Here is a 15507-nt window from a genome sequence, read left to right as displayed (position 1 = left end):
CCGCCGCCACCACCGAGGCCGGCCTGGGCTGGCGCCAGGCGCTCTGCGCCTGAATTCATCGACAACTTTAAGGAGACACATCATGACAACACCCTCTCTCAATATTGGCTTCATCGGCCTGGGCATCATGGGCACCCCCATGGCCGGGCACCTCATCGCGGCCGGGCACCAGCTGTTCGTTTTCAAGCGCGGCCCCATGCCTGAAGCCATCAGCCAAAGCGGCGCAACGGCGTGCAGCACGGCGCGCCAGGTGGCCGAGCGGGCCGACATCATCTTCACCATGGTGCCCGACACGCCCGATGTGGAAGGCGTGCTGTTTGGTGCCGAGGGCATTGCGGCGGGCTTGGCGCCGGGAAAGACCGTGGTCGACATGAGCTCGATCTCACCGATTGCCACCAAGGTGTTTGCCGAGAAAATCAACGCCCTGGGCTGCGACTACCTCGACGCACCGGTGTCCGGCGGCCAGGTGGGTGCCAAAAACGCCACCCTGTCGATCATGGTCGGCGGCCCCGAGGCGACGTTCGAGAAGATCAAGCCGCTGTTCGAGCTGATGGGCAAGAACATCACACTGGTCGGCGGCAACGGCGATGGCCAGACCGCCAAGGTGGCCAACCAGATCATCGTGGCGCTCAACATTGAAGCCGTGGGCGAGGCGCTGGTGTTTGCAGCCAAGGCCGGCGCCGACCCGGCGCGTGTGCGCCAGGCGCTGATGGGCGGGTTTGCATCGAGCAAGATTCTGGAAGTGCATGGCGAGCGCATGATCAAGCGCACGTTTGATCCCGGCTTTCGCATCGAACTGCACCAGAAAGACCTGAATCTGGCGCTGTCAAGTGCCCGCGCTTTGGGTGTGTCGCTGCCCAACACGGCCATGGCGCAAGAGCTGTTCAACAGCTGCGCAGCGCACGGCGGCAAGGGCTGGGACCACTCGGCGATGGTGCGGGCGCTGGAGAGCATGGCAAATTTCGAAATCGGCCAGCAAGTCGCCTGAGCCACCTTGCCCGCAAGCTGTCAAGGTGACCCCTGCCGGGGCGTCAGTTTTTTTCAACAGAAGGTTAAAGTTTCTTCCCACTTCGAGCGTTGAATTTAGCTTAAAGTCCAGAGCATGTCATACCCCAACGGATCGAACACATGAACGCTCCCCTCTCTCATGGCGCCCTCGACGCATTGCAAAGGTCAGAGCGTCAGGCGCTTGTCGTCAAAGGGCTGCTTGAATCCTTGCCGGCCCATGCGCTGCTCTGGAACAGCGAGGACACCACGCCTTATGAATGCGACGGCCTGACCGCCTACCGTCAGCGCCCGCTGGTGGTCGCCCTGCCCGAAACACAGGCGCAGGTGGCCGCTGTGCTTAAAACCTGCCATGCCCTGAACGTGCCAGTGGTGGCGCGCGGCGCTGGCACTGGCCTGTCAGGCGGGGCCATGCCGAATGCCTTGGGAGTGACCTTGTCGATGGCCAAGTTCAACAAAATCCTGAAGCTTGACCCGCTGTCGCGCACGGCGGTGGTGCAGTGCGGCGTGCGCAACCTGGCCATCAGCGAGGCGGCGGCACCTTTGGGCCTGTACTACGCGCCCGACCCGTCCAGCCAGATTGCCTGCACCATTGGCGGCAATGTGGCCGAAAACTCCGGTGGCGTGCACTGCCTCAAATACGGTCTGACACTGCACAACATCGTCAAGATCAAGGGCTTCACCATGGAAGGCGAGCCGGTTGAATTCGGCTCGGACGCACTCGACGCGCCCGGCTATGACCTGATGAGTGTGGTGATCGGGTCGGAAGGCATGCTGGCGGTGGTGCTGGAAGTCACCGTGAAACTCATCCCCAAACCGATGCTGGCACGCTGCATCATGGCCAGCTTCGATGACATCCGCAAAGCCGGTGACGCGGTGGCCGCCGTGATTGCGGCCGGCATCATACCGGCCGGTCTCGAGATGATGGACAAGCCGATGACGGCGGCGGTGGAAGACTACGTGCATGCCGGTTACGACCTCACCGCTGAGGCGATTTTGCTGTGCGAAAGCGATGGCACGCCCGAGGAGGTCGAGGAAGAAATTGGCCGCATGAGCGCGGTGCTGCTGGCCGAGGGTGCCACCAAAGTTGCCGTGAGCCAGAGTGAGCAGGAACGCCTCAAGTTCTGGAGCGGACGCAAGAACGCTTTTCCAGCCAGCGGCCGCATCAGCCCCGACTACATGTGCATGGACAGCACCATCCCGCGCAAGCGTGTCGCCGACATCCTGCTGGCCATTGCCGAAATGGAGAAGAAATACCAGTTGCGCTGCGCCAACGTGTTCCACGCCGGCGACGGCAACCTGCACCCGCTGATCCTGTTTGATGCCAACGACCCGGACCAACTGCACCGCTGCGAGCTGTTTGGCGCCGACATTCTGGAGACCAGCGTGGCCATGGGCGGCACCGTGACCGGCGAGCACGGCGTGGGGGTGGAAAAACTCAACAGCATGTGCGTGCAGTTTTCAGCCGCCGAGAACGAGCAGATGTTTGGCGTCAAGCGTGCCTTCGATCCCCGGGGCCTGCTCAATCCCGGCAAGGTCATCCCGACGCTGAACCGCTGCGCTGAATACGGCAAGATGCTGGTGCGTGGCGGTCAGATCAAACACCCGGATTTGCCGCGTTTTTAACGTGAGCGCCGCATGAACGGCTTGCGCGGACTGGCCTGGCTGCTGGCCATGCAGTCACTGGGCGAGCTTCTGTCGCGAGGCCTGAGCCTGTCCTTTCCGGGGCCGGTGATTGGCATGTTGCTGCTGCTGCTGGCGCTGCAACTTCCCATGGTGCGTGAGCCCGTGGCGGAGTGCGCCAATTTTCTGCTGTCGCACCTGTCGCTGCTGTTTGTGCCGGTGGGCGTCGGCGTGATGACGCACCTGGGATTGCTGGGGCAGTACGGTGTGCGCATGCTGGTGGTGGTGGTGGTGTCGACCTGGTTCGGACTCGCCGTCACCGTGCTGGTGCTGCGGGCGTTCAAGGGTCGCCGCGATGCCTAACTTTGTCGAATTGTGGATTTACCTGTCGGCCACGCCGCTGTTCGGCCTGACCGCCACGCTGGTGATTTACGTGCTGGCACAAGCCCTGTATGCGCGGCTGGACCAAGCCGCCTGGGCCAATCCGGTGTTGTGGTCGGTGGTTGCCTTGGCCAGTCTGCTCACTGTCACCGGAGTGGATTACCCCAGCTACTTTTCAGGCGCACAGTTCATCCATTTTCTGCTCGGGCCCGCCGTGGTGGCGCTGGCCTGGCCGCTTTGGGAGCGGCGCGCCGCCCTGCGCCAGCACTGGCGCGCCCTGCTGGCGGCGGCGCTGGTGGGCGGCGTGGCAGCCAGCGGGTCGGCGCTGTTGCTGGGCTGGCTTGCGGGTTTGCCGCTCGAGGTGGTGCTGTCGCTGGCGCCCAAATCGGTTACTGCGCCGGTGGCCATGGGCATTGCCGACAAAATTGGCGGCATTCCCGCCCTGGCGGCGGTATTTGCGGTGGTGACCGGCATGGTGGGTGCGCTCAGTGGCAAGGCCTTGTTCGGGCTTCTGAAGATTCCAACAGACGGCCATGGCTGGATGGCGCGTGGTTTCTCCCTGGGGACGGCCGCGCACGGCATTGGCGCGGCACGGGCTTTGCAGGTCAACGCAGATGCCGGCGCTTTTGCCGGCCTGGCCTTGGGCTTGCAGGTGGTTCTGGCCTCCCTGCTGATCCCGCTGCTGTTCCGGCTGTTCTGATTCGCCCGGGTTCGGTCAAGCCGCTTTTTGTGGCTGAAGCATGGGTTCGTCATCGGCAATCAGCTGCGCGGCCCAAGGCGCCAGCTTGCTGGTGTCGGCGCGCAAAATTTCCTGCTTGACCGCCAGGATTTGCGCTGGTTGCATGGAAAAACTCCGCAGCCCCATGCCCAGCAGCAAGCGGGTCATGCTGACATCCCCCGCCATTTCGCCGCACAGGCTGACCGGTTTGCCTTGCGCATGGCCCTCGGCAATGGTGTTGGCCACCAGGCGCAATACGGCCGGGTGCATCGGGTCATACAAGTGCGCAACCGATTCGTCGGCCCGGTCAATGGCCAGCGTGTACTGAATCAGGTCATTGGTGCCGATGGACAAGAAGTCAAAGTACTTGAGAAACACCTTGAGGGTCAGCGCAGCGGCCGGGATTTCGATCATGGCACCAATTTTGACCGGGCCGTTTGCCACGCCACGGTTGTCCAACTGCACGCGGGCGTGGTCAATCAGCGCCATGGTCTGGCGAATTTCACGGGCGTGCACCAGCATCGGGATCAACAAATGGATCTGGCCATGGGCTGCCGCACGCAGAATGGCGCGCAATTGCGTCAGAAACATGGCGGGGTCGGCAAGGCTCCAACGAATGGCGCGCAAACCGAGCGCCGGGTTCAGGTGGGCATCGTCGCGCAGCGATTCGTCAAGCGGTTTGTCGGCGCCGACATCGACAGTACGAATCGTGACCGGCAAGCCCTGCATGCCTTCCACCGCGCGCCGGTAAGCCAGGTACTGCTCCTCCTCATTGGGCAGCTTGCCGTGGCGCCCCATGAACAAAAACTCGCTGCGAAACAGGCCCACCCCGACAGCCCCGGCCTTCAGCGCGGCGGCGGCGTCATCCGGCATTTCGATATTGGCCAGCAGTTCAACTTTTTGCCCGTCCAGCGTCACGGCCGGCGTGTGCAGCAGGCGCGCCAGACGGCCACGCTGAAGTTCGCCCTGGCGTTGCCTGAAACCGTATTCAGCCAGGATGATTGGCGACGGGTCCACCACCACCACACCCGCGTCCCCGTCGATCACTACCCAGTCGTCCTGCTGAATCAGGTGACTGCCCAACCGGGCACCCACCACCGCCGGAATGTCCAGGCTGCGCGCCACAATGGCAGTGTGCGAAGTCTTGCCGCCCACGTCGGTGATGAAACCAGCGAAAACGCTTTGCTTGAATTGCATCATGTCCGCTGGCGAGAGATCATGCGCCACCAGAATCAGGGGCACATCCACAGTGTCGTCAAGCAACAAATCCTGTTGCGAAGTTTGCCGCCCGGCGCGCGCCAGGGGCTGGATCAACGGTGATGACACGCCGCGCATGGCGCGCAGGACCTTTTCGGTGATCTGCTCCAGGTCAGCCTTGCGCTCGCGCAGGTATTCATCTTCCATTTCGTCAAACTGGCGCGCCACCACATCGAGTTGCGAAGTCAGCGCCCATTCTGCGTTGTAGAGCCGGTCCTTGATCCAGTGCCGCACGCCCGCCGCCAATTCCCGGTCCTGCAATAGCATCAGGTGAACATCAAGCAGGGCTGCCAACTCGTGCGGTGTTTCCTTGGGTCCCATGTGACCCACGCTGGTCTGCAGGCGGCGAATTTCTGCCACCACCGCATCCCGGCCGTCCCGCACCCGGTTGATCTCAGAGGCGACCTGTGCGGGCTCAATGAAGTAATGCGCCACATCCAGCCGACTGGAAGCGACCAGCACCGCCCGTCCGATGGCAATGCCACGGGCCACGGCCAGTCCGTGAATGGCAAAGGTCATTCACCTTCTCCAAACTTGTCTGCCACCAGCGCCAGCAAGGCCTCCATGGCCTGCTGCTCCTGCTCCCCATGGGTTTCAATTTCGATCTGCGAGCCTATCCCGGCGGCCAGCATCATGACGCCCATGATACTTTTGGCATTGACGCGACGCTCGCCGCGCGACATCCAGACCTCACACGGAAAACTGCCGGCCAGTTTGGTCAACTTGGCAGAAGCGCGCGCGTGAAGCCCCAATTTATTGTTGATGGTGGTCGTGGTTTTGATCATTTGGTTTTCGTTGCTGATTTTGCGGTGCCGTGACGGCCACCTGCATCACGCCCTGGGTGCCACCGGCAATCACGCGCGCCACCAGGGCATCCATGGATTCGCTGCGGTAGGTGATGGCTCGCAGTAGCATCGGCAGGTTCACACCCGCCACCAGTCGGGTGCTCACGCCATCGGCCAATTTTTGCGCCACATTGCAGGGCGTGGCGCCAAACATGTCGGTCAGGATCAGCGTGTGCTCGGCGTTGAGCAGCGCCAGCGTCAAACGCGCTGTGGACAGGGACTCGTCGGCCGGGGTGTTGGGTTGCACGTCCAGCACTGCCAGCGATGCGGCCGCGTCCGGAAAAACATGCAGCACGCACTGACGCAGGGCTGTGGCCAGGGGCGCATGTGCAATGATGAAAATACCGTTATTCATGTTGTTCACGGGTGCTGCAATCTTGAAGTGGCATGGTGCTGTTCCGCATCGTTCAGGCCGGTGCCTGATTATGACTTTTTGTTGTCAAAAAGTACGCGTATGCCGCAACGGTGAAGAGCAAATAGATCGTCATCGCCATCTGAAAGGCTGAAACCTCTTGCCATCCCAAGGCCCGAAAGCCATCGATGGCCAGGCCGATTCCCCACTGAACCACAAAAACACCAGAAAAAATCAGCAGGTTATACGACGACAAGGCACGCCCAGCCAGGTTGGGTGGAAACGCCATGGCCACCGCAGGTTGCGCCAAGGAAATAAAAGTGCAGCTCACGCAGTACAAGGCCCAGGCCGCAGCCGCCCAGCCACCCACGCCCGGGCCGGCCGCAATGATCAGCGCAAGCACGACGAAACTCAGCGGCAGGCCATAACTGATCAGCCGATCGGCAGTGTGGCCACGCCGGGCCAACCAGGGGTAGACCATGCCCCAGGCCCAGAAACTGGTCAGCATCGCCACATTAAGCCAAAACAGGCCAACAGCCGCTTGCAGCGGCGAAAAGCCGGCCACGCGAATCATCCATGGCGTGACCCACAGGGTTTGCATGGCGACCATTCCGCCATAAATGAAAAATGCCATTGGCGCCATGCTTCTGAAATACGGATGTCGCCAGACGGCGCCATAGCCCGGTTTGGCGGCGGGCCGGGCATCGGTGTGTGCCACCACATTCTGCCAATGGGGAGCCTGCCAGGCGATCAGGAACATGGCCAGCAAGACCAATGCCGCCAGTCCCCAAAACAGCACACGCCAGCCCACCAGCGGCATCAACCATTGCACCGGCAAGGTGGAGGCCACCATGCCAAAGGAGCCGGTCATCAACATCCAGGAGTTGGCGCGCATTTGAGCACTCGCCGCAAACCAGCGGCGGTAACCGGTCAGCGGCGCCATCAGGCAGGCACTCAAACCAACCCCGCTCAGGAAGCGAGCAAGCAGCAAGCCCGAAAAGCTGTCGGCCATGGAAAAGGCCACGCAGCCGAGCACCGCCACCAGCAAGAAGTACACAATCACCTTTTTGGGGCCGTGCCGGTCCAACCACGCCCCCAAAGGCAACTGGGTCGCGGCAAAACCCAGAAAGTAGCCGCCGGCCAGCAACCCCAGATCCTGCGCATTCAGCGCAAATTCCTGCGTCAGCGTGGGCGATAGCGTGGCCGTGATGGCGCGGATCAGGGCCGAGAGAAAGTAGGCAAAGGCAAAGGCGGCAAACACCAGCACGGCATTTCGCCGGGACAGGTGGCAAGTTGGATCAGAATCAGTCATCAGGATCGCAGGGCAACAGACACGTTTTGCAGCGACGTGCTGTCGGCACGGCAGCGCTCAATCAAAACTTGAACCCCTCCGACGCGGGTGCATGGGTGGCATCGTTGACCAATGGCGCGAGAGCCGATTCGTGGTGCCGCGCGAGCGAATGGTTGAATGGCAGCATGTCAAAGCCCGTCATGCCAGGCAGGGCCGGACGGCCATGCGACGTCCAAGGCCCATGCCTTCAGCGCGACTTACTTGGCACGGAAGTCATCATGGCACGACTTGCAGGTTCCCCCGGTGGGACCGACTGCAGCCTTGATGGTGTCCAGATTGCCTGTCTTCGCTGCGACAGCCAACTTGCCCATTTCAGTCTCCATTTTCTTGGCGTAGTCATCAAACTTCGCCTTTTGGGCCCATATTTCGGGCTTGGCATCGGTATCGCCCTTGTCGGTGCCGGGGCCAAAGCCGGCCCAGGGCAGTTTGGACATAAACTCCGCAACAGCAGCACTTTCGGCGGCAACTTTGGCATCAAACGGGATTTTTCCTGAGGCCATGCCAGCCACCCGAGAAAAATTTTGCTGCATCACAAACAGGGCGCCCTGACGGTACTTGATGGCGTCTTCGGCTTTGGCAAATTGGGCCGATGCGGGTACGGCCATGGTGAGTACCGCCGCCGCCAGCAGCCAAGTCGTGAGTTTTTTCATGGGAGACCTTTCGTCGTTAAACTAAAACAAGTTGAGGTGCAAAGTGTATGAGAATTCGTTTCGTCTTTTTCCATTGTCCTGAAGGAACTTAATGGCTGTGATTGTTCGTGTCTGGGACGCGCCGACGCGCCTGTTTCATTGGGCGTTGGTGCTTTGTTTTGTCGGTTTGCTGGTCACCAGTCAAGTGGGCGGCACTGCCATGGACTGGCATTTCCGCTTTGGCTATGCCGTTTTGACCTTGCTGCTGTTTCGTGTTGTCTGGGGCCTGTTTGGCGGCCACTGGTCACGTTTTTCCACATTCATTGTGGGTCTGCCCCAAATCTGGCGTTACCTGCGAGGGCAAGGCAAACCGCACGACGCTGTCGGCCACAACCCGCTGGGCGCCCTTTCCATCCTGGCAGTGCTCTCTCTCCTGGCCATGCAGGTGGCCTCAGGCCTGATGAGTGATGATGAAATTGCTGCGGCCGGCCCCTTGACACGCTTTGTGCCTTCGGACTGGGTCAGTGTTGCCACCTACTACCATAAAGATATTGGCAAATACATCCTGCTGGGACTGGTGGCCTTGCATTTGGGTGCCATTGCCTTTTATTATTTTCGCAAGCAAGACAATCTTGTCAAACCCATGATCACGGGGGACAAATTGGTTCCCTTTGAAGCACCCAGTGCTGGTGATGGCTGGACTGAGCGGGGCCGCGCAGGACTGGTTTTTCTGGCTTGTGCGGCATTGGTGGGCAGCGTCGTCACCGGCCTGAACGGCTGAATGGCAGACACACTGCTGGCCGGTATGACGTCTGACACCATTCGCATTCAGCCGCTGACAGACTTGTCGGAGCTGGCATTGGTTCGCTCACTGCTTGCGGAATATGCCGCGAGCCTGCCCATTGATCTGTGCTTTCAGAATTTTGACGCCGAACTGGCCGCACTACCGGGCGACTATGCCGCGCCGCGTGGCGCGCTCATCCTTGCCCGAACGCAGCGCGAACTGGTTGGCTGTTGCGCGCTACGGCCGCTTGACGCGGCTGATTACCCCAATGCATGCGAAATGAAACGCCTGTATGTGCGCCCGGACCTGCGCGGTTGCGGCTTGGGGCGGCGTCTGGCTGAAGCCGTGATGGAGGCAGCACAGCAAGCCGGTTACGCCAGCATGCTGCTGGATACCTTGAGCGAAATGGAGACGGCGCGCGCGATGTACCAGGAGCTTGGCTTCACCGAGGTGCCCCCTTATTACTACAACCCCATTGAAGGCGCCCACTATCTGATGGCGCGACTTTGACCAGGAGGTGCAGCTTCACTGCACCTCACGCCGACTGAATGGGATCAGGCTTTGGCTTGTGCCAGCAGGGTGGCGGCATCACTGACTTCGAACTTGCCAGGACCTTCAATATTGAGCGTGACCACCTTGCCGTCTTTAACCAGCATCGAGTAGCGGTTGCTGCGCAGCCCCAGACCCTTGCCGTTCAGGTCAAGCGTCAAGCCGGTGGCCTTGGCAAACGCCGCATCGCCATCGGCGAGCATGCGCACTTTGTCGCCGGTCTTCTGATCACGCGCCCAGGCACCCATGACAAAAGCATCATTGACACTGACACACCAAATCTCGTCAACACCCGCCGCTTTGAGTGCGTCGAAGTTGCTGATGTAGCCCGGCACATGCTTGGCTGAACAAGTAGGTGTGAAGGCACCGGGCACCGCGAACAGTGCAATGGTCTTGCCAGCACTGGCGGCCACGACATCGACCGGGTTGGGGCCCAGGCTGCAGCCACCCGCTTCGGTATCGTGGAATTCCATCAGCGTCGCAGCTGGTAATTGGTCACCTACTTGAATCATCTCTAACTCCTGAAAAAACAATGAAAAAACAAAAACGGCTCACAATTGTGAGCCGTTTTCAATCGTGCTGACAGGCAGCCTGTGGAAAGACTTAAACCAGCGAGGCCTTTTGGACCAAACGCGTCGCCACCCAGTTCTTGGTCTTGGAAATGGGACGGCTTTCCGATATTTCGATCATGTCGCCCATTTTGTACTCGCCCTTTTCGTCATGGGCGTGGTATTTGCTGGACTTGCCAACAATCTTGCCGTACAACTCGTGCTTGACGCGGCGCTCAATCAGCACCGTGACCGTCTTGGCACGCTTGTCACTGACCACCTTGCCAATCAAGGTGCGCTTGAGGGATGTTTTAGCTTCCGTCATATTTCGCTCCTTATTTGGCGGATGGAACAGCGGCTTGCTTTTCGACCAGAATGGTCTTGGCGCGAGCGATGTCACGGCGTGCGGAACGCAGCGTGGCTGTATTGTTGAGTTGTTGGGTCGCTTTTTGCATGCGCAAACCAAAGTGTGCCTTTTGCAGCGCTTTGACTTCTGCCTGCAAACCGGCGACGTCTTTTTGGCGTAATTCAGTCGTTTTCATATCAATTTCTCCTGATTACTGACCGATCATGCGCGACACGAAGGTGGTGCGCAGCGGCAGTTTGGCGGCTGCCAAACGGAACGCTTCACGGGCCAATTCTTCGGTGACACCCACGATTTCAAACACGATCTTGCCGGGCTGGATCTCAGCCACGTAATACTCGGGGTTACCTTTACCGTTACCCATCCGCACTTCTGCTGGCTTTTGGGAAATAGGCTTGTCAGGGAACACCCGAATCCAAATGCGTCCACCACGTTTGACGTGACGCGAGACAGCACGACGTGCCGCCTCAATCTGGCGTGCCGTCAAACGACCGCGATCAATACATTTCAGACCGAAATCACCAAACGCAACCGAGCTACCCCGGGTTGCTATACCGGTGTTACGGCCCTTTTGCTCTTTGCGATACTTGCGACGAGCGGGTTGCAACATAATTATTCTCCTTTACCGTCAGCTGCTGCAGCGGCTGGCGCGGCTACCTTGCGGACGCGCTGAACGGTGGGTTTAGGTGCATCGGCTCCAAGAGCCACTGCGGGTTTGTCACTGCCATCGGCAGGTGCGGCGTTGGCGCCCATCGGGCGACGCGCACCGCGCGGGGCGGGACGATCGGCACCTGGACGGCCACCACGGTCATCACGACGCGGGCCACGTGGACGACGCTCGTCATCGGGACGCGGTGTTTCCACTGCCGGGAGATCGTTGCGGCCCAAGGTGTCACCCTTGTAAACCCAGACCTTGACACCAATGATGCCGTAAGTGGTTTTGGCTTCCGAGGTACCGTAGTCGATGTCAGCACGCAGGGTGTGAAGCGGCACGCGGCCTTCGCGGTACCATTCGCAGCGGGCGATTTCAATCCCGTTCAAACGACCCGACGACATGATCTTGATGCCCAGGGCACCCAGACGCATCGCGTTTTGCATGGCGCGCTTCATGGCCCGACGGAACATGATGCGTTTTTCGAGCTGCTGCGTGATGGAGTCGGCGATCAACTTGGCATCGATTTCAGGCTTGCGCACTTCTTCGATGTTGACGGCCACCGGCACGCCCAGTTTGCGGCCCAGCTCGCGCTTGAGGTTCTCGATGTCTTCACCTTTCTTGCCGATCACCACACCCGGACGAGACGAGTAAATGGTGATGCGGGCGTTCTTGGCAGGACGCTCGATCAGGATGCGCGACACTGACGCGTTCTTGAGCTTGGCTTTCAGGTACTCGCGCACCTTGATGTCTTCCGCCAGCATGCCAGCGAAATCTCGGTCATTGGCATACCAACGAGATGCCCAGTTGCGGCTGATCGACAAGCGAAAGCCGGTTGGATGGATTTTTTGTCCCATATCTTGCTGGCCTCTTTCAGTTACCAACCGTCACGTACACATGGCACGTGGGTTTTCTGATCTGGTTGCCACGACCTTTTGCGCGGGCCGTGAAGCGCCTGAGCGATGTACCTTGCTCGACATAGATGGTTTTCACCTTCAGTTCGTCGATATCGGCACCATCATTGTGCTCAGCATTGGCAATGGCAGACTCAAGAACCTTCTTGATGATCACGGCAGCTTTTTTCTGTGTGAACTGCAAAATGTTCAGAGCCTGATCCACTTTTTTGCCGCGAATCAAGTCCGCGACCAGACGGCCTTTGTCGACCGAGAGACGAACGCCCCGAAGGGTTGCACGTGTTTCCATGGTCAACTCCTTATTTCTTTGACACTTTTTTGTCCGCAGGGTGGCCCTTGAAAGTCCGGGTGAGAGCGAACTCACCCAACTTATGGCCAACCATTTGGTCAGTGATATACACAGGCACATGCTGCTTGCCATTGTGCACAGCAATGGTCAGACCGATGAAATCGGGCAGAACCATTGAGCGACGCGACCAGGTCTTGATCGGCTTTTTGTCCTTGGTAGCCACGGCCTTTTCGGTCTTGGCGATCAGGTGTTGGTCAACAAAGGGACCTTTTTTGAGAGAACGAGTCATTTACCTACCCCTTACTTCTTGCGACGCGACACGATCATGACCTGCGTGCGCTTGTTGTTACGGGTACGGTAACCCTTGGTCAGATTACCCCAAGGATCGACTGGATGGCGGCCCTCGCCGGTCTTACCCTCGCCACCACCATGTGGGTGATCCACCGGGTTCATCACCACACCGCGAACGGTCGGGCGAATCCCCATCCAGCGCTTCACACCAGCCTTGCCCAAACGGCGCAAGCTGTGTTCTTCGTTGGCAACCTGGCCAAGAGTGGCGCGGCATTCAATGTGAATCTTGCGCACTTCGCCCGAGCGCATACGCACCTGGGCATAGGTGCCTTCACGCGCCAGCAATGTGGCTGAAGCACCGGCAGAACGAACCACTTGAGCGCCTTTACCGACCTGCAATTCGATGCAATGAATGATCGAGCCCACCGGGATGTTGCGAATCGGCAAGGTGTTGCCGACACGAATCGGCGCCTCGGCCCCGCTCATGATGGAACTGCCGACCTCAAGACCGCGCGGGGCGATGATGTACTTGCGCTCACCGTCTGCGTAACACACCAAAGCGATGTGCGCGGAACGGTTGGGGTCATATTCAATACGCTCAACTTTGGCAGCGATGCCATCCTTGTTGCGAAGAAAGTCGACCACGCGGTAGTGATGCTTGTGACCACCGCCTTTGTGGCGAGTCGTGATGTGGCCGTTATTGTTACGACCTGCGTGCTGGAACTGAGGCTCCAGCAGCGCGGCGTGAGGTGCACCCTTGTGCAGGTGATCACGCGAAATCTTCACCATGCCGCGACGGCCTGGCGAAGTTGGTTTCATTTTGATAACAGCCATGATTAAGCAGCCTCCCCACCAAGGTTCAACTCTTGACCTGGCTTGAGCATCACGTAGGCCTTGCGCACGTTGTCACGGCGACCGACCGACTTGCCAAAGCGCTTGGTCTTGCCTTTGGTATTGACCACAGAAACGCCCTTGACTTCAACTTTGAACATCAATTCAACCGCCGCCTTGATTTCCGGCTTGGTTGCGTCCTGCAGCACCTTGAAGGTCACGGCATTGCTTTTCTCGGCGGCCATCGTTGCCTTTTCAGACACGATCGGCGCCACCAGCACCTGCATCAGACGACCTTCGTCGAATTTGAGATTTTGAGAACCGTGGCTCATGCGAACATCTCCTGGAGTTTGCCCATGGCAGCCTTGGTCACCAGCACCTTGCGGTAGTGGACCAATGACACGGGATCGGCATAGCGAGGCTCAACCACCAGAATATTCACCAGGTTGCGCGATGCGAGATACAGGTTTTCATCAACCTCATCCGCAATCACCAGCACCGAGTCAAGATTCATGGCTTTGAACTTGGAAGCCAAGGCCTTGGTCTTGGGGGAATCAACGGTGAGCGAGTCCACCACAGCCAGACGGCCTTCGCGGGCCAACTGCGAGAAGATGGAAGCCATGCCGGCACGGTACATCTTCTTGTTGATCTTCTGGGCAAAATTTTCGTCAGGCATGTTCGGGAAAATCCGACCGCCGCCACGCCACAAGGGCGAGGACGTCATACCGGCACGTGCACGACCGGTGCCTTTTTGATTGAAAGGCTTCTTGGTCGAGTGACGCACTTGCTCGCGGTCTTTTTGAGCGCGCGTGCCTTGACGGGCATTGGCCTGAAAAGCCACAACCACCTGGTGAACCAGGTCTTCGTTGTAGGCGCGGCCAAAGACGGTTTCAGACACATCAAACTTGGATGCCGCCTGACCTTGGTCATTAAGGAGTTCGAGCTGCATCAGTTCGCTCCCTTCGCTTCAGTTGTTTTTGCCTTGACAGCAGGACGCACGGTCACAAAACCGCCCGCCGAACCAGGAATCGCACCCTTGATCATCAGCAGTTGACGTGCTTCGTCAATGCGAATCACATCGAGGTTTTGGGTGGTGACCAAGTCATCGCCCAGGTGGCCCGTCATGCGCTTGCCCGGAAACACACGACCCGGATCCTGCGCCATACCAATCGAGCCCGGCACATTGTGCGAACGGCTGTTACCGTGCGACGCGCGTTGGGATTTCATGTGGTGACGCTTGATCGTGCCTGCGAAGCCCTTGCCGATGGTCGTGCCTTGCACGTCCACCTTTTGACCCGCTGCAAAGACAGCCGTCACAGACACCGAGGCACCAGCCTGGTACTGGGATGCCATTTCGGCGGGGACTCGAAATTCACGAATAATTTCACCAGCTTCAACCCCCGCCTTGGCGAGGTGGCCAGCGGCCGGCTTGTTGACGCGCGAAGCTTTACGCGCACCAAATGTCACTTGCAAAGCGACATAGCCGTCATTCTCTTGGGTTTTGACCTGGGTCACGCGGTTGTTTGACACATCGACCACGGTGACGGGAATTGAAACCCCGTCGTCCGTGAACAGACGCATCATGCCAACTTTGCGCCCCAGCAACCCTAAGTGATTGCTAAGACTCATTGTTTTCTCCGTAACTTTCACCGGTGCAACTTCAATTGGCTGCACACGTTTTTGCGTGAAAGACTGTTAATAAAACTCTGTTGCCATGACTGGCAAAGCAACAGAGCCTGCGAGTATAGCGCTAACCAGCCGGTCTGGCAAGAAGCGACGCTACCCAAAGAAGCGGTTAACACCGTTTAGTGGCATTAACCGCAACATTTTTTACTGAAGCTTGATCTCAACATCGACGCCAGCTGGCAAATCGAGCTTCATCAATGCGTCAACCGTCTTGTCCGTCGGGTCAACGATGTCCATCAGGCGCTGATGGGTGCGGATTTCCAACTGGTCACGACTCGTTTTGTTGACGTGCGGTGAACGCAGAATGTCAAAACGCTTCATGCGCGTTGGCAACGGCACGGGGCCCTTGACAATCGCACCGGTGCGCTTGGCGGTGTCAACGATCTCTGCCGCTGACTGGTCGATCAATTTGTAGTCAAACGCCTTCAGGCGGATGCG

General features: G+C 59.1%; 23 protein-coding genes. 6 read left to right on the top strand and 17 right to left on the bottom strand.

Going from position 1 to position 15507, the window contains the following annotated elements:
• Window positions 1-82: 82 nt before the first annotated feature.
• The 4 genes from glxR to GPS82_RS09490 all read left to right on the top strand — a co-directional run bounded on the left by glxR (window position 83) and on the right by GPS82_RS09490 (window position 3709).
• Window positions 83-988, top strand: coding sequence for a 2-hydroxy-3-oxopropionate reductase (gene glxR, locus GPS82_RS09505; RefSeq protein ID WP_296493818.1), 906 nt, complete (start codon window positions 83-85; stop codon window positions 986-988).
• Between the two features lie 140 nt (window positions 989-1128).
• Window positions 1129-2631, top strand: coding sequence for an FAD-linked oxidase C-terminal domain-containing protein (locus GPS82_RS09500; protein WP_296493816.1), 1503 nt, complete (start codon window positions 1129-1131; stop codon window positions 2629-2631).
• 12 nt (window positions 2632-2643) lie between these two features.
• On the top strand, window positions 2644-2991 hold the full coding sequence (locus GPS82_RS09495) for a CidA/LrgA family protein (protein WP_296493812.1): 348 nt from the start codon (window positions 2644-2646) through the stop codon (window positions 2989-2991).
• Window positions 2984-3709 (top strand): LrgB family protein, encoded by a 726-nt coding sequence (locus GPS82_RS09490; RefSeq protein WP_296493810.1) that lies wholly within the window; start codon window positions 2984-2986, stop codon window positions 3707-3709. Before GPS82_RS09495 ends, GPS82_RS09490 begins: the two co-directional genes overlap by 8 nt.
• Before the next feature lie 15 nt (window positions 3710-3724).
• On the opposite strand, the gene ptsP is transcribed toward GPS82_RS09490, so the two are convergent.
• The 5 genes from ptsP to GPS82_RS09465 all read right to left on the bottom strand — a co-directional run bounded on the left by ptsP (window position 3725) and on the right by GPS82_RS09465 (window position 8182).
• Window positions 3725-5503 (bottom strand): phosphoenolpyruvate--protein phosphotransferase, encoded by a 1779-nt coding sequence (gene ptsP / locus GPS82_RS09485; RefSeq protein ID WP_296493808.1) that lies wholly within the window; start codon window positions 5501-5503, stop codon window positions 3725-3727.
• Entirely contained in the window at window positions 5500-5769 is a 270-nt protein-coding gene (locus tag GPS82_RS09480) for an HPr family phosphocarrier protein (protein ID WP_296493805.1), read from the bottom strand. The genes ptsP and GPS82_RS09480 overlap by 4 nt, the downstream gene beginning before the upstream one ends.
• Window positions 5738-6184: a PTS fructose transporter subunit IIA gene (locus GPS82_RS09475; protein ID WP_296493803.1), complete on the bottom strand. Its 447-nt coding sequence runs from the start codon at window positions 6182-6184 to the stop codon at window positions 5738-5740. The genes GPS82_RS09480 and GPS82_RS09475 overlap by 32 nt, the downstream gene beginning before the upstream one ends.
• 52 nt (window positions 6185-6236) lie before the next feature.
• Window positions 6237-7493 (bottom strand): MFS transporter, encoded by a 1257-nt coding sequence (locus tag GPS82_RS09470; RefSeq protein WP_296493801.1) that lies wholly within the window; start codon window positions 7491-7493, stop codon window positions 6237-6239.
• Between the two features lie 236 nt (window positions 7494-7729).
• Window positions 7730-8182, bottom strand: a complete 453-nt coding sequence (locus GPS82_RS09465; protein WP_296493798.1) for a cytochrome c — start codon at window positions 8180-8182, stop codon at window positions 7730-7732.
• A 91-nt stretch (window positions 8183-8273) separates the two neighbouring features.
• On the opposite strand from GPS82_RS09465, the gene GPS82_RS09460 reads away from it, so the two are divergent.
• Window positions 8274-8942, top strand: coding sequence for a cytochrome b/b6 domain-containing protein (locus GPS82_RS09460; RefSeq protein ID WP_296493796.1), 669 nt, complete (start codon window positions 8274-8276; stop codon window positions 8940-8942).
• A gap of 24 nt (window positions 8943-8966) precedes the next feature.
• Window positions 8967-9455, top strand: coding sequence for a GNAT family N-acetyltransferase (locus GPS82_RS09455; protein ID WP_296493821.1), 489 nt, complete (start codon window positions 8967-8969; stop codon window positions 9453-9455).
• 44 nt (window positions 9456-9499) lie between these two features.
• Here the strand turns inward: GPS82_RS09455 and GPS82_RS09450 are convergent, their stop codons facing one another.
• From GPS82_RS09450 to rpsJ, 12 genes are all read right to left on the bottom strand, one after another.
• Window positions 9500-10006, bottom strand: coding sequence for a peroxiredoxin (locus GPS82_RS09450; RefSeq protein WP_296493793.1), 507 nt, complete (start codon window positions 10004-10006; stop codon window positions 9500-9502).
• 91 nt (window positions 10007-10097) lie between these two features.
• A complete protein-coding gene (gene rpsQ / locus GPS82_RS09445) occupies window positions 10098-10367 on the bottom strand; it encodes a 30S ribosomal protein S17 (RefSeq protein WP_296493791.1) in 270 nt (89 codons plus the stop codon).
• A gap of 10 nt (window positions 10368-10377) precedes the next feature.
• Window positions 10378-10584: a 50S ribosomal protein L29 gene (gene rpmC / locus GPS82_RS09440; protein ID WP_296276372.1), complete on the bottom strand. Its 207-nt coding sequence runs from the start codon at window positions 10582-10584 to the stop codon at window positions 10378-10380.
• A gap of 15 nt (window positions 10585-10599) precedes the next feature.
• Entirely contained in the window at window positions 10600-11016 is a 417-nt protein-coding gene (gene rplP / locus GPS82_RS09435) for a 50S ribosomal protein L16 (RefSeq protein ID WP_296493788.1), read from the bottom strand.
• 2 nt (window positions 11017-11018) lie between these two features.
• Window positions 11019-11915: a 30S ribosomal protein S3 gene (gene rpsC, locus GPS82_RS09430; RefSeq protein WP_296493784.1), complete on the bottom strand. Its 897-nt coding sequence runs from the start codon at window positions 11913-11915 to the stop codon at window positions 11019-11021.
• 16 nt (window positions 11916-11931) lie between these two features.
• Entirely contained in the window at window positions 11932-12261 is a 330-nt protein-coding gene (gene rplV / locus GPS82_RS09425) for a 50S ribosomal protein L22 (RefSeq protein ID WP_296493783.1), read from the bottom strand.
• A 10-nt stretch (window positions 12262-12271) separates the two neighbouring features.
• Window positions 12272-12550, bottom strand: coding sequence for a 30S ribosomal protein S19 (rpsS, locus tag GPS82_RS09420; RefSeq protein ID WP_296493780.1), 279 nt, complete (start codon window positions 12548-12550; stop codon window positions 12272-12274).
• An 11-nt stretch (window positions 12551-12561) separates the two neighbouring features.
• A complete protein-coding gene (rplB, locus tag GPS82_RS09415) occupies window positions 12562-13386 on the bottom strand; it encodes a 50S ribosomal protein L2 (protein WP_296493777.1) in 825 nt (274 codons plus the stop codon).
• Window positions 13387-13388: 2 nt separating this feature from the next.
• On the bottom strand, window positions 13389-13715 hold the full coding sequence (gene rplW / locus GPS82_RS09410; protein ID WP_296493775.1) for a 50S ribosomal protein L23: 327 nt from the start codon (window positions 13713-13715) through the stop codon (window positions 13389-13391).
• Complete coding sequence (gene rplD, locus GPS82_RS09405) at window positions 13712-14332, bottom strand: 50S ribosomal protein L4 (RefSeq protein ID WP_296493773.1); 621 nt, start codon at window positions 14330-14332, stop codon at window positions 13712-13714. The genes rplW and rplD overlap by 4 nt, the downstream gene beginning before the upstream one ends.
• A complete protein-coding gene (gene rplC / locus GPS82_RS09400; RefSeq protein ID WP_296493819.1) occupies window positions 14332-15012 on the bottom strand; it encodes a 50S ribosomal protein L3 in 681 nt (226 codons plus the stop codon). Before rplC ends, rplD begins: the two co-directional genes overlap by 1 nt.
• A gap of 201 nt (window positions 15013-15213) precedes the next feature.
• The coding region (rpsJ, locus tag GPS82_RS09395; RefSeq protein ID WP_296493771.1) for a 30S ribosomal protein S10 at window positions 15214-15507 on the bottom strand (294 nt) is incomplete at its 5' end.

Origin of the sequence: Rhodoferax sp. (assembly GCF_011391645.1) — a bacterium.
Taxonomy (GTDB): Bacteria; Pseudomonadota; Gammaproteobacteria; order Burkholderiales; family Burkholderiaceae_C; genus Rhodoferax.
Note: the sequence above shows the minus strand (reverse complement) of the source record. Positions and strands in the feature narration are given on the sequence as shown.

Coding starts and splice junctions, on each gene's coding strand:
- rplV (WP_296493783.1), bottom strand. CDS start 12,261: ATGGAAACACGTGCAACCCTTCGGGGCGTTCGTCTCTCGGTCGACAAA.
- rpmC (WP_296276372.1), bottom strand. CDS start 10,584: ATGAAAACGACTGAATTACGCCAAAAAGACGTCGCCGGTTTGCAGGCA.
- GPS82_RS09460 (WP_296493796.1), top strand. CDS start 8,274: ATGGCTGTGATTGTTCGTGTCTGGGACGCGCCGACGCGCCTGTTTCAT.
- GPS82_RS09475 (WP_296493803.1), bottom strand. CDS start 6,184: ATGAATAACGGTATTTTCATCATTGCACATGCGCCCCTGGCCACAGCC.
- GPS82_RS09480 (WP_296493805.1), bottom strand. CDS start 5,769: ATGATCAAAACCACGACCACCATCAACAATAAATTGGGGCTTCACGCG.
- rplB (WP_296493777.1), bottom strand. CDS start 13,386: ATGGCTGTTATCAAAATGAAACCAACTTCGCCAGGCCGTCGCGGCATG.
- glxR (WP_296493818.1), top strand. CDS start 83: ATGACAACACCCTCTCTCAATATTGGCTTCATCGGCCTGGGCATCATG.
- GPS82_RS09455 (WP_296493821.1), top strand. CDS start 8,967: ATGACGTCTGACACCATTCGCATTCAGCCGCTGACAGACTTGTCGGAG.
- GPS82_RS09470 (WP_296493801.1), bottom strand. CDS start 7,493: ATGACTGATTCTGATCCAACTTGCCACCTGTCCCGGCGAAATGCCGTG.
- rplC (WP_296493819.1), bottom strand. CDS start 15,012: ATGAGTCTTAGCAATCACTTAGGGTTGCTGGGGCGCAAAGTTGGCATG.
- GPS82_RS09450 (WP_296493793.1), bottom strand. CDS start 10,006: ATGATTCAAGTAGGTGACCAATTACCAGCTGCGACGCTGATGGAATTC.
- rplW (WP_296493775.1), bottom strand. CDS start 13,715: ATGAGCCACGGTTCTCAAAATCTCAAATTCGACGAAGGTCGTCTGATG.
- rpsS (WP_296493780.1), bottom strand. CDS start 12,550: ATGACTCGTTCTCTCAAAAAAGGTCCCTTTGTTGACCAACACCTGATC.
- ptsP (WP_296493808.1), bottom strand. CDS start 5,503: ATGACCTTTGCCATTCACGGACTGGCCGTGGCCCGTGGCATTGCCATC.
- rplP (WP_296493788.1), bottom strand. CDS start 11,016: ATGTTGCAACCCGCTCGTCGCAAGTATCGCAAAGAGCAAAAGGGCCGT.
- GPS82_RS09490 (WP_296493810.1), top strand. CDS start 2,984: ATGCCTAACTTTGTCGAATTGTGGATTTACCTGTCGGCCACGCCGCTG.
- rpsQ (WP_296493791.1), bottom strand. CDS start 10,367: ATGACGGAAGCTAAAACATCCCTCAAGCGCACCTTGATTGGCAAGGTG.
- GPS82_RS09465 (WP_296493798.1), bottom strand. CDS start 8,182: ATGAAAAAACTCACGACTTGGCTGCTGGCGGCGGCGGTACTCACCATG.
- rplD (WP_296493773.1), bottom strand. CDS start 14,332: ATGCAGCTCGAACTCCTTAATGACCAAGGTCAGGCGGCATCCAAGTTT.
- GPS82_RS09500 (WP_296493816.1), top strand. CDS start 1,129: ATGAACGCTCCCCTCTCTCATGGCGCCCTCGACGCATTGCAAAGGTCA.
- rpsC (WP_296493784.1), bottom strand. CDS start 11,915: ATGGGACAAAAAATCCATCCAACCGGCTTTCGCTTGTCGATCAGCCGC.
- GPS82_RS09495 (WP_296493812.1), top strand. CDS start 2,644: ATGAACGGCTTGCGCGGACTGGCCTGGCTGCTGGCCATGCAGTCACTG.